A 12,604-nucleotide genomic window follows, 5' to 3' on the forward strand; every position below is an offset into this window, starting at 1 on the left:
CAATGGATAATAATGCAGCTGAAGGAAGCATTCGTAGCTTCTGCGTCGGTAAGCATAACTGGCACATCATAGATACAATTGATGGAGCTAAAGCAAGTGCAATCATCTATAGTATTGCCGAAACAGCAAAAGCAAACAATTTAAAACCATATAATTATTTTGAATATCTTCTTACTGAAATACCAAAACATATGGAAGATAAAAACCTAGAATTTTTAGATGATCTTCTACCATGGTCAGATAAACTGCCACAAGAATGTAGAAAAACTAACCGATAAAAGCAGCCATCGCTGGCAGCTTTATTTTTTTGTACAGGTACGCATTATTTACCGTTTACATAATTCAAATAAGATAAGGATAACTAATATTATAAGTGGCAATACACGAACAAGTGCTTTTCCTGATAAGATTATTGATTATTCAGACGGTACAGTGCTGTCAAGTGATAGTATAGGATATGGTATATATAATTTAGCGCAAAGCAAGATAGAATGTATTCCGTCAGGAAAGATGCTTAATCCAACTTTTATTGACTCTGAGGGTAATTTGATTTTATGTAATGATGGAGAGTATTATTGTATTGTTGATAGAAATACTAATAGGGTATATAAATTATTTATAAAATGTGATAAAAGAAATGATAAGATTAATCATGAACCTTGTGTTACTTCTTCTGATAACAGAAACAGTATATATTATAATAATGCTGCAAAAATATATAAATGTAATATATTTGACAGTACTGATTTCAATGAAGTTATAGATATTTCAAAGTATTGCAGAGATATATTATCCATGGTTAAGATTATAGGAGAGAATGCAGTTGTAGTAACATGTATTGATAGAGAAGATAAAATAACATGCAGATATGTGAATTTTTCTACACATGAAGTTAAGGAACTATTAAATTCCATTGATAAGGGATCACCTCATTACAAAATCAAATCCAATAAAGGTTGTACTGTTAACAGAATAGTATATGAAGAGAAAACGAAAAATAATGAATTTAGAATATGTATTGGTGAAATTAAAAAGGGAAATTTGATTAAAACAACAGATGTTGTAAAACTTAATTATGATGATAGCAGGGACTTGACGTGGTCAGCATACTGGAATGATGATGCTACAAGGTTATATCTTTCAATGTACAATACTTCTAGTGAAAATAGAACTGACTATCTAGTTAATATAAATTGACACTAAAATCAAAAAATTGTAACCAAAATGTCAATTGTGTTAACAATTTGGCAATAAAACGGACTCTATATTGGCAATATTCAGGATGTATTATTTAATCATTGAAAGGAGGAAATAAAAAAATATTTATATGTTTTTATATTTTACAAGTAAGTTGATTTTTTAATACCAATTTAAAAGCTAATACTGGATAACTTTGTTGTGAGAGTTATCCCAATTTAATTAAACATAATATTACCCTAAAAAAGACTTCAAATAACCCCAGAATATTTGAAGTCTTTTTTTGTATAAGGTTTGGAAATGTGGCAATAATCATAACAGAGGTGATGTTATGATTACTAATAAAAAGAAATTATTTGTGATTTCACTTATTGCAGTTGCTTTTCTTTTCACCTTTGTGATTTCATATGAAGTAAGTTATAGAATAGTAACCAAGAACAATAAAAATACGGCATCTTCTAAAGTAGAAAAGATTAATCTAAGTGATGATACAGTAGTAGTACTTAAATCAAAGAAGGATTCTGGATATATTACTGATAAGATATATACAGTAAAAGAACTTAAAAATATATATAAACTTAAAAGTAATATAACAGAAGATGATCTTAAAAATCTATTTGGGAAGCAGGATTATAATATTAGTGAAAATACACAGGTAAGGCTTGTATTCAATAAGAATAGTAATTCATTTATTCCTAATAAATATTATATAGGAGAAAAGAATGGTTATCTTGCAATTTACAAGAGCAATGATAAAGGAGAACTTTTTATTGAAAATGAGTCTTCAGATATTTATGTGAATCAGAAGAAAGTAGATACTCTTGATGATATTTCAAAACGTAAAATAAAAAATTTTGAAAAATATTATGATACAAAAGATGAAGCTGAAGAAGAAATAACAGAATATCTATAAGAAACAAGCTGCTGCATAATATATTATTATGTAACGGCTTGATTTTATATAATTTAAAAAATGTTAATATTTTGATAACAACTTGAAATTATAATATATAATAGATATGTAATAGTTTTTAAGGGGAATGCTTATATGATCAAAAAAATCTGTTTCATAATATGTGTATTATTATTGGCAGGAATAGGAGTGTACCTGTCAAATGAGTATATTGGGAAGTCACAAATTACAACGGATAGTATTCATAAATCTGTTATACATGCGCCTTATTATAAAAAAAATCACATTGTTTCATCGACTGATGATGTAAATAACAAAGGTGTTAAAAAGAAAGAAAATAATGTAAAGGGTGATATTCAGAAGCAGCTTTCTATATCATTCCTGAAGAAAGTTGATTTTGCAAAGTATAACTTTATAATGGGATGGTATGGTGACGACTGTATAGCTACATCTGAAGATATAACGTCAAGAGAAGTCCATATTAAAAATTTAAATGATGATACAAAAAAAATAATAAAAGTTGATAATAACATCATTGATTATGCTGATAAGAAGTTTCTCGTTGACTCAAATAATGGATTTATCATTTATGATAGTTATAAGAATACAAAAATTAATATTAATGATATAGGCTCTGAGCAGTTGCCTAAGTTTATAGATGGTGATGGGAAATATATTCTTATAGATAAGGATAGAAAATACTTTATAGTTGAAGCTGATAGTGGAAAATTATTTCCTATAGATGCAAAGATAGCTGATTATGAAGCACCTAATATGGTTACAGGTTATCCTGCTGTGACTATGAGTGATGACCATAAGAAGTTTTACTTTACAAAGAATAAAGAAATAAGAGTTAGTAATCTTGATACTTCTGAAAAGAGTGAGAAATTTGCTGATTTTCCTTCAAACGCTGTTAATGCAGTTTTTTTAAGAAATGTACGTAACAGCAATATTATGATTACTGAACTTAACTGTCCAGATAATACTGATGGGCTTTGTTACTATACTATAAATAAAGATACTAAGCAATTTACTCAATTAAAGGATATTTCTGTTTTTGATTCACTAAATACTGATACCTTTGTTGGTAACCAGAATGGCAGCTGTGGAAAGATAGTTTATTGTGAGAAAAACAAGAAAAATGGATTGTATTTCCTTTATGCTGGTGAAATCAGAGATGGAAAGATAGCGAGAACAAAAGAATTAGTTCTTGATGGTTTGCCAAGCAATGCACTAAAATATCACTGGACATGGAGTGCTTCATGGAACAGCACTGGTTCAAGAATATTTATATACGTAGACGGAAGCGATGATGAAAAGTTTAATGCAGGCTATTATGCTGATATAAATTAGTTACAATTTGAGTTGGTTTTGTATTGATATAAGTACTTTGATAAATGAGAATTTTTTTACTAGATTAGAGATCAGAATGAAGAAAGAAGAGATACTGATGAAACTCCTAAAAGAGTTGCAAAATAAGAGGACAAGTTTCTCCTATAATCTCTTTGAGATATTAAGTTTAGAAGTTGGAGATGTGCTCCATTAAAATAGAAATTCATGAGCGTTAGTCTCATGAATTTAATACTTAATTATACAATATACAATATACATAAGCCTCTAGTTCTCTTTTGTCTTGGTGCTTTTTTGTGATTTAATATATTTTTAAAATCTTATGTTTGAACTGTGCATTGAAAAACTGTTCATAAAATGGTAAAGTAATTAATAGACCATTATGCACGGAGGTAAGTATGTTTGATTATATAATTGGTACATATAAAGGAATAAAAAAAGATTGTATTATAATTGAAAATAATAAAATAGGCTATAAAATATATACTTCAGGAAGTACAATTGCACATATGCCTCCAATAGGTGAAGAAGTAATGATTAATTTAGTCCAGATTGTCAGAGAAGATTTTATCGGACTTTATGGTTTTTTAACTGATGAGGAACTTGATATGTTCAATCTTCTTATAACAATAAATGGAGTAGGAGCAAAAGCAGCATTGTCTCTTCTTTCAATCAGCAGTGTTACAAATCTTAAATATGCGATACTTACTGGTGATGAAAAGCATATTACAAGAGCACCTGGAATAGGAAAGAAGACAGCACAGAGGGTTATTCTTGAACTTAAGGATAAGTTTAAAAATGATGAAGTTCTTGATTCTGGTGCGGGTATTACAATTGATGCTGGAATAGATGATATACATATAGAAAAGACAGCAGAAGTTACAAGTGCACTTATTTCTCTTGGATATTCAGAAAAAGAGATCGATGGTGCTCTAAGTGCAATAGATAAAACTGGCACAGTAGAAAGTATGATAAAGGAAAGTTTAAAAGTGCTTATGAGATAGTGAGGTGATTATTACTTGGAGAGGATAGTTACACCAGCTGAACTAAATGAGGACAGCAGTAATGAATATAGTTTAAGACCTCAGAGATTAAGTGAGTATATTGGACAGTCAAAAGTTAAAGAACGTATGAATATCTTTATAAGTGCAGCAAAGATGCGTGAAGAAGCTCTTGACCATGTAATACTATATGGACCTCCAGGCCTTGGTAAGACTACACTTGCAAATATAATTGCAAATGAGATGGGCGGAAATCTTAAGATTACATCAGGTCCTGCAATTGAAAGAGCCGGTGATCTTGCAGCAATACTAACATCACTTAATGATTATGATGTACTGTTTATTGATGAAATTCACAGACTAAATAGAAATGTTGAGGAAATTCTTTATCCGGCTATGGAAGATTATGTGCTTGATATAGTTATAGGTAAAGGAGCTGCTGCAAAGTCAATAAGGCTTGATCTGCCTAAATTCACTCTTATAGGGGCTACCACTAGGATTGGTATGCTTAGCGCTCCACTTAGAGATAGATTTGGAGTACTATGCTCAATGGAATACTACACTGATGAGGAATTAAAGGAAATAATAGTTAGATCGAGCAGTGTTCTTGGAACGAGAATAACAGAAGAAGCAGCGCTTCAAATTGCAAGAAGATCAAGAGGTACACCAAGAATTGCCAACAGGCTGCTGAAGAGAGTTAGAGATTACTCACTAGTTAAGGGCGAAGATGTAATAAATAGCAGCGATGCTGATTATGCACTTAAACTTATGGAGGTCGATTCTGAAGGATTCGACAGAATTGATAACAAGATTCTTGAAGCTATCATTGACAGCTTTAAAGGCGGACCGGTAGGAATAGAAACACTTTCTTATTTTATTGGTGAAGAACTCGATACTATAGAAGATGTGTATGAACCTTATCTGCTGCAGAGAGGTTTCATTGTAAGGACACCTAGGGGAAGAATTGCAACTGAAAAAGCTTATAAACATCTTAAAAGAGATTATATTAAAAAAGACAATAAAATAGAACAGATAAAATTATTTGATAAAGAATAGGAGATAATATATAATGAACGTTACTGACTTTGATTTTTATTTGCCTGAAGAACTTATCGCTCAGCATCCGCTTTTAGAAAGAGATTCTTCAAGACTTATGGTTCTAAATAAGAAAACAGGTGAAATACAGCATAAAGTATTTCATGATATTATTGATTATTTAAAGAAGGGAGATACACTTGTACTTAACAATACTAGAGTGCTTCCAGCAAGACTAATCGGTGAAAAGGCAGAAACAAAAGGAAAGATAGAATTCCTTCTTCTTAGAAGAATTGACAAGGATACTTGGGAATGTCTTGCTAAACCTGGAAAGAGAGCAAAGGTTGGTGCTAAGTTTACTTTTGGCGATGGAATCTTAGAAGCTGAAGTTGTTGAAATAGGCGATGAAGGAAACAGAATTGTAAGATTTACATATGAAGGAATCTTTGAAGAAATATTAGATAGACTTGGAGAAATGCCTCTTCCTCCATATATCCACGAAAAACTTGAAGATAGAGAAAGATATCAGACAGTTTATTCAAAGGAAGAAGGATCAGCAGCTGCACCAACAGCAGGACTTCATTTTACAAAAGATCTTCTTGAAAAGATTAAGGAAAAAGGCATAAACATCGTATATCTTACACTTCATGTTGGTCTTGGTACATTTAGACCTGTTAAGGTTGATAAGATAGAAGAGCATCATATGCATTCTGAATATTATCATTTAACAAAGGAAGCAGCTGATATAATCAATGCAACTAAAGAAAATGGTGGAAGAGTTATCGCAGTTGGAACAACTTCAACAAGAACTCTTGAAACTATCGGTGACGAAAATGGTATGGTAAGAGAAGCAAGCGGATGGACAGATATCTTTATTTATCCAGGATATAAATATAAAGTCGTAGATAACTTAATAACTAATTTCCATCTTCCAGAATCAACACTAATAATGCTTGTTAGTGCATTAGCAGGAAGAGATCATGTATTAAACGCATATAAGATTGCAGTTGAAGAAAAATATAGATTCTTCTCATTTGGGGATGCAATGTTTATCACAGAATAAGAGAAAAGGACGTGAGTTTTTGTCTAAGAATTACACACTTTTGAAAAAAGATGGAGAAGCGAGAAGAGGAGAATTCAAAACACCTCATGGTGTTATTCAGACTCCTGTATTTATGAATGTTGGAACTTTAGCTGCAATTAAGGGGGCAGTTTCAACAACTGATTTACATGAAATTGGATGTCAGGTTGAATTATCTAATACATATCATCTTCATTTAAGACCTACAGATGATGTTGTTTATAAGATGGGAGGACTTCATCAGTTTATGAATTGGGATAGACCAATACTTACTGATTCAGGTGGATTCCAGGTTTTCTCGCTAGCACAGATGAGAAAAATTAAAGAGGAAGGAGTTTACTTCAATTCTCATATAGATGGAAGAAGAATCTTTATGGGACCAGAAGAAAGTATGCAGATTCAAAGTAATTTAGCATCAACTATTGCTATGGCTTTTGATGAATGCATAAAGATACCTTCACCAAGAGAGTATGTTGAAAGATCAGTTGCCAGAACAACAAGATGGCTTGAAAGATGCAAAAAGGAAATGGATAGACTTAATTCACTTCCAGGAACTATCAACAAACAGCAAATGCTTTTTGGAATTAATCAGGGAGCGACATTCAAAGATATAAGAATTGAACATGCAAAGACAATAAGTAAGATGGATCTAGATGGATACGCTATCGGAGGTCTTGCAGTTGGTGAAACCCACCAGGAAATGTATGATATCATAGAAGCTGTAGTACCACATCTTCCACAAGATAAGCCTATATATTTAATGGGAGTTGGTACACCTGCTAATATACTTGAAGCAGTATCAAGAGGAGTAGACTTCTTTGACTGTGTACTACCAGCAAGAAATGGAAGACATGGTCATGTATTCACTAAGCATGGTAAGATTAATCTTATGAATGCAAAATATGAACTGGATACAAGTCCTATAGATGAAGGATGTCAGTGTCCTGCATGCAAGAATTATACAAGAGCTTATATAAGACATTTATTTAAGGCTAAGGAAATGCTTGCAATGAGACTTTGTGTATTACATAATCTATACTTCTATAATAAACTTATGGAAGATATTAGAAATGCTATAGATGGTGGATATTTCCAGGACTTCAAAGCTCAAAAGCTTGAAGAATGGGGAGTTGAACCTTCAAAATAAAATTAATCTATAACGAAAGGAAGTAGTTGATATGTCACAAAATTCAGCATTGTTAATGCAGCTTGGAGTGATAGTAGTATTTTTCGTAATATTTTATGCAGTATTACTTGTTCCAGAAAAAAAGAGAAAAAAGAAATATGCTCAGATGTTAGATGATCTTAAAGTTAATGATCAGGTACTAACTAGAGGTGGAATCGTTGGTAAAGTCATCAAAGTTGATGATGAATACATGGTACTTGAATCAGGTCCGGACAGAGTGAGAATAAAAATGTCAAAGAGAGCTGTTTCAACAGTTACGCCAAAAGAAGAACAAAATTCTGAAAAGTAATTTAATAACAGTATTTTAAGTAGTTATAAAATACCTCCTATGCACATAAATTATTTGTATAGGGGGTGTTTTGCTTTTATGGAACAAGGTAAAATTGCTGTAAATGTATTTAAAGGAATTTTAAGAGCTGTTTTTGTGACATTAATTGGTGTTTTTATTCTAAGTCTTATTATGATGGTTACTGACATAAATCTTAAGGTACTAGGTGTGACATGGGTAATTATTACATGTATAAGTATTTTTGTGGGTGCCATCTATAGTGCAAGAAAGAATGGTGAAAAAGGATGGCTTGTAGGTCTTATGGTTGGGCTTATTTATTATATTCTTCTTCTTATATTAACTCTTGCAATGAAGGAAAAACCGAACTTTGGCGTGTATGATTTTTACAGGATGGTAATATCGTTGGCAGTGGGTCTGTTTTCTGGAATGCTAGGGATTAATGCGTAAAAAAATCTTTATTACGGACAAGAAGTATGATATACTATGTGGGTACATTAATAGAATGGAGGCGTACCAAATGAAGCATATAAAAACTATAAATAAGTCATCTTTAAAGAATAGCCTTTGTAAACCAGGATGTAAAGAATGTGCTAACTCATGCCAATCAGCTTGCAAGACTTCTTGTACAGTTGCAAACTTAGCATGCGAAAACTAAAAACATATATTAGACATAAGTATGAAACGAGTGGCAGTGACGATTTGTTGCTGCCACGCTTTAAATTAGGAGGAATTTTTAATGGCACTTATTCACAAGTTTTATCTTGATGATAGTTATTATGTTATAGATGTTAACTCAGGAAGTCTTCATGTTGTAGATGAAATGATCTATGATATGTTAGGAGATGCTGATAAGCTTCAGGATAAAAATGATATTATTAATAAATTGAAGAACAAGTATCCTACTGAAGAACTTGAAGAGGCATATTTAGAACTTGCAGAACTTAAAGAACAAGGAATGCTTTATTCAAAAGATTTATATGAAGATATAGCGTTAAACGATGATTCTGAAAACTACATAAAAGCATTATGTCTGAATGTAGTACATGACTGTAACTTAAGATGCAAATACTGTTTTGCAGATGAAGGAGAATACCATGGATGCAGAAAGCCAATGTCAGCTGAAATTGGAAAGAAAGCTATTGATTACGTTATAAGAAAGTCAGGCCCAAGACATAATATCGAAGTCGATTTATTCGGTGGAGAACCAATGATGGTATTCGATACTATAAAAGAAATCGTAGATTATGCAAGAGTTCAAGAAAAGATCCATAATAAGAATATCAGATTTACAATGACAACTAACTGTACATTACTGAACGAAGAGAGAATGGAATATCTTGATAAAAATATGGGTAATATAGTAATGTCACTTGATGGACGAAAAGAAGTCAATGATGCAGTAAGAGTAAGAGCAGACGGAACGGGATCATATGACAGAATACTTCCAAATATAAAGTCAATGATTGCAAGAAGAGATAAGTCTAAGCAATACTATGTAAGAGGAACATTTACAAGAAATAATACAGACTTTTTTGAAGATGTTTTATCTCTAGCTAATGAAGGATTTACTGAAATATCAGTAGAGCCAGTTGTACTTCCAGATGAAAGTCCTCTTTCATTAAGAAAAGAAGATATACCAATGATTTGTGAACAGTATGATAAGTTATATTATGAAATGGTTAAAAGAAATAAAGAAGGAAACCCATTTAAGTTCTATCATTTTAATATAGATTTAAATGGAGGACCATGTGTATATAAGAGAATATCTGGATGTGGTGCAGGTCATGAGTATGTTGCTGTAACACCAGACGGGGAAATATATCCTTGTCATCAGTTTGTAGGAAATAAAGATTTCTTACTTGGAACTATTTTTGATGATGACTTAAGAGAAGATATTATAGATGATTTTAAAAAGGCCCATATTTACAACAAGCCTAAGTGTAGAAACTGCTGGGCAAGATTCTACTGCAGTGGTGGATGTCAGGCTAATAACTTTAATTTCAATGGAGATATTCACATACCTTATGAAATAGGATGTGAGCTTCAGAAGAAGAGAATAGAATGTGCAATTGCACTTAAGTCGAAATTATCAGAAATAAATGAGAAATAATTTCTCATTATAGAAAAATAGTGTTATTATAATTAAATTTTACAATAATTGACTTATCAACAAATAGGCTATATAATTTATATAGTCTATTTGTTAATTAAAATATGAGAATTTTAACAGAGGGGGATAAAGATGAAGAAAAAAGTAACAAGCACAATTGTATTTATTCTCTGCTTTATAGCAATATGTATAGTCGCTTTTGCAGGATTTAAAGGATTTAAACTTTTTTCTGGTGAAAATGAAGTAGAAGTAATACCTTTTGAGCAGCAGATTACAAAAGGCCTTGATTTACAGGGTGGTGTATCTGTACTTATGGAAGTCCAGGCAGATAACGTTTCAAAAGAAGAACTTGACAGTATAAAGCAGCTTATTTCATTAAGAGTTAATGGAAGTGGAGTTGGTGAAACTGTAATAACAGAAGAAGGACAAAAAAGAATCAGGGTTGATATACCAGGACAGTATGATTCAAAAAAGATAGTTGATAGTCTTAGTAAAACTGGAGATTTAAAGTTTGTTGATCCAGAAGGAAAGACAATTCTTACAGGAAAAGATGTTAAGAAAGCAACTGCTTATCTTGATGAAAGCTCTCAGCCGCAGATAGGTCTTGAGTTTAATGATGCAGGAAAGAAAAAGTTTGCAGAAGCAACATCAAAATTTATAGGAAAGAACATTAAAATAACAATGGATGGCGAAACAATATCAGATGCAACAGTAAATACTGCAATTATTGATGGTAATGCAAGAATTGAAGGAAGTAAGTCACTTGATGATGCAAAAGAAAAAGCAAACATCATTAGTGCCGGTGCATTCCCACATCCAATAAAAACAGCTTCAGTTAGAACTGTTGGAGCTCAGCTTGGAAATGATTCACTTCCAAATGCTATGAAAGCAGGAGCTATTGCACTTGCAATAATATTTGTATTTATGATTGTTTATTACAGGGTTCCAGGCTTTATTTCATGTATGTCATTATCATTATATACAGTAATGGTTCTTTGGGCATTTAAAGAAATCGGAGTTGTGTTGACATTACCAGGTATTGCAGCATTTATCCTTACAATTGGTATGGCAATAGATGCTAATGTACTTATATTTGAAAGAACAAGAGAAGAACTAAGACTTGGAAGGTCTATAGCTTCATCTATAAAACTTGGTATAGATAATGCTATGTCATCAATAATAGATTCAAATCTTACAACTATAATTGCAGCATTGATTCTTTACTTCTTTGGATCAGGTTCAGTTAAGGGATTTGCACTTACTCTTTTAGTTGGTGTTGTTTTAAGTATGGTAACAGCTATATTTATTACAAAGTTCTTTATGTATTTAGCTCTAAATATGGGAATCCTAAAGAAACCATCATATTTTAGGGTTAAAAGGGGGTAAGAAGCAGTTATGAAAATAGTAGAGAAAAAGAAATTATGGTTTTCTATTTCAGGACTAATAATTCTAATTGGAATCGGCTTCTTTATTTATAGAGGCGGCCTTAATTTAGGAATAGATTTTAAAGGCGGAACTGAAGTTATAATTCAGATTGATAAATCATTTAAAAAAGAAGATGCAGATCAGTTAATTAAAAAGCATGCGCCTAATGCTGTTACAAACACAGTAAACAATAATCAGATTCAGATAAGAGACAAAGCGGAAGAATTAAATTCAGCAAAAGTCAAGGATATAATGACAGATGTAAAGGATAAGTATAAAGTTGACGATAAAGCCCTTGTTTCACAAAATGAAATTGGAGCATCAGTTGGTAAGGAACTTACTAAAAACGCTCTTATAGCTCTTACACTTGCAATATTGGGTATGCTTGTGTATGTTGCAGTTAGATTTAAATGGGATTTTGGTATAGCTGCAATAATAGCACTTTTACATGATGTGCTTATCACATTAAGTATGTACACTATTTTTAATATTTCAGTAAACAGTTCATTCATAGCTGCTATACTTACTATTATAGGTTATTCAATGAATGATACAGTTGTTATATTTGATAGAATAAGAGAAAACCTAAAGAGCAAGAGAGGTTCATCTCCAGCAGAAGTTGCGAACATTTCAATTGCTGCAACTATGTCAAGATCTATCAATACTTCGTTAACAACACTTATTGCTATCGCATCAGTATATGTACTTGTTCCATCAATAAGAGATTTTACTTTCCCATTAATGGTAGGTATATTCTCAGGAGCATTTTCTTCAATCTTTATAGCATCACCAATATGGGTTATGCTTAAAGAATGGGAAGCAAAGAAAAACAATAAATAAGTTTTTTATAGGACTGAACAAATTGAATGTTCAGTCCTTTTTGCTTTTTTAAAATAAAAATGCTATTGGTAGTTCTCTGTTAACTGTTCACTTAGTGAGAATTTAATTTTCTAATTTGTGTGAAATATATAGTATAAAAACTCATTATAGTTCGTTTTTTTATATATAAGTGTCTTA

The 12,604-nt window shown here is 31.6% G+C and carries 14 protein-coding genes; all 14 read left to right on the forward strand.

Annotated elements, in window-relative coordinates; all coding sequences use genetic code 11:
* On the forward strand, positions 1-278 hold a 278-nt coding region (locus tag FYJ33_RS00005), incomplete at its 5' end, for a transposase domain-containing protein (RefSeq protein ID WP_206046567.1).
* Positions 220-1,197: a hypothetical protein gene (locus tag FYJ33_RS00010; protein WP_154529723.1), complete on the forward strand. Its 978-nt coding sequence runs from the start codon at positions 220-222 to the stop codon at positions 1,195-1,197. The genes FYJ33_RS00005 and FYJ33_RS00010, both read left to right, overlap by 59 nt.
* Positions 1,198-1,528: 331 nt before the next feature.
* Positions 1,529-2,110, forward strand: a complete 582-nt coding sequence (locus tag FYJ33_RS00015; protein ID WP_154529724.1) for a hypothetical protein — start codon at positions 1,529-1,531, stop codon at positions 2,108-2,110.
* Between the two features lie 135 nt (positions 2,111-2,245).
* Entirely contained in the window at positions 2,246-3,463 is a 1,218-nt protein-coding gene (locus FYJ33_RS00020) for a hypothetical protein (RefSeq protein WP_154529725.1), read from the forward strand.
* A 395-nt stretch (positions 3,464-3,858) separates the two neighbouring features.
* A complete protein-coding gene (gene ruvA / locus FYJ33_RS00025) occupies positions 3,859-4,464 on the forward strand; it encodes a Holliday junction branch migration protein RuvA (protein ID WP_154529726.1) in 606 nt (201 codons plus the stop codon).
* A 15-nt stretch (positions 4,465-4,479) separates the two neighbouring features.
* Positions 4,480-5,517: a Holliday junction branch migration DNA helicase RuvB gene (gene ruvB / locus FYJ33_RS00030; RefSeq protein WP_154529727.1), complete on the forward strand. Its 1,038-nt coding sequence runs from the start codon at positions 4,480-4,482 to the stop codon at positions 5,515-5,517.
* 13 nt (positions 5,518-5,530) lie between these two features.
* The gene (gene queA / locus FYJ33_RS00035) at positions 5,531-6,559 is read left to right on the forward strand and encodes a tRNA preQ1(34) S-adenosylmethionine ribosyltransferase-isomerase QueA (RefSeq protein ID WP_154529728.1); all 1,029 of its coding nucleotides are present in this window, start codon (positions 5,531-5,533) and stop codon (positions 6,557-6,559) included.
* A complete protein-coding gene (tgt, locus tag FYJ33_RS00040; RefSeq protein WP_154529729.1) occupies positions 6,537-7,724 on the forward strand; it encodes a tRNA guanosine(34) transglycosylase Tgt in 1,188 nt (395 codons plus the stop codon). Before queA ends, tgt begins: the two co-directional genes overlap by 23 nt.
* Before the next feature lie 31 nt (positions 7,725-7,755).
* Positions 7,756-8,052 (forward strand): preprotein translocase subunit YajC, encoded by a 297-nt coding sequence (gene yajC / locus FYJ33_RS00045; protein WP_154529730.1) that lies wholly within the window; start codon positions 7,756-7,758, stop codon positions 8,050-8,052.
* A gap of 78 nt (positions 8,053-8,130) precedes the next feature.
* Positions 8,131-8,499, forward strand: a complete 369-nt coding sequence (locus tag FYJ33_RS00050; RefSeq protein WP_206046568.1) for a TIGR04086 family membrane protein — start codon at positions 8,131-8,133, stop codon at positions 8,497-8,499.
* 70 nt (positions 8,500-8,569) lie between these two features.
* The gene (gene scfA, locus FYJ33_RS00055; protein ID WP_021801337.1) at positions 8,570-8,707 is read left to right on the forward strand and encodes a six-cysteine ranthipeptide SCIFF; all 138 of its coding nucleotides are present in this window, start codon (positions 8,570-8,572) and stop codon (positions 8,705-8,707) included.
* Positions 8,708-8,788: 81 nt separating this feature from the next.
* Positions 8,789-10,162 (forward strand): thioether cross-link-forming SCIFF peptide maturase, encoded by a 1,374-nt coding sequence (scfB, locus tag FYJ33_RS00060; RefSeq protein ID WP_154529732.1) that lies wholly within the window; start codon positions 8,789-8,791, stop codon positions 10,160-10,162.
* Between the two features lie 132 nt (positions 10,163-10,294).
* A complete protein-coding gene (secD, locus tag FYJ33_RS00065) occupies positions 10,295-11,548 on the forward strand; it encodes a protein translocase subunit SecD (protein WP_154529733.1) in 1,254 nt (417 codons plus the stop codon).
* Between the two features lie 9 nt (positions 11,549-11,557).
* Complete coding sequence (gene secF, locus FYJ33_RS00070) at positions 11,558-12,427, forward strand: protein translocase subunit SecF (RefSeq protein ID WP_154529734.1); 870 nt, start codon at positions 11,558-11,560, stop codon at positions 12,425-12,427.
* Positions 12,428-12,604: the final 177 nt, after the last annotated feature.

The sequence above is a fragment of the Inconstantimicrobium porci genome (genome assembly GCF_009696465.1).
Taxonomy (GTDB): domain Bacteria; phylum Bacillota; class Clostridia; order Clostridiales; family Clostridiaceae; genus Inconstantimicrobium; species Inconstantimicrobium porci.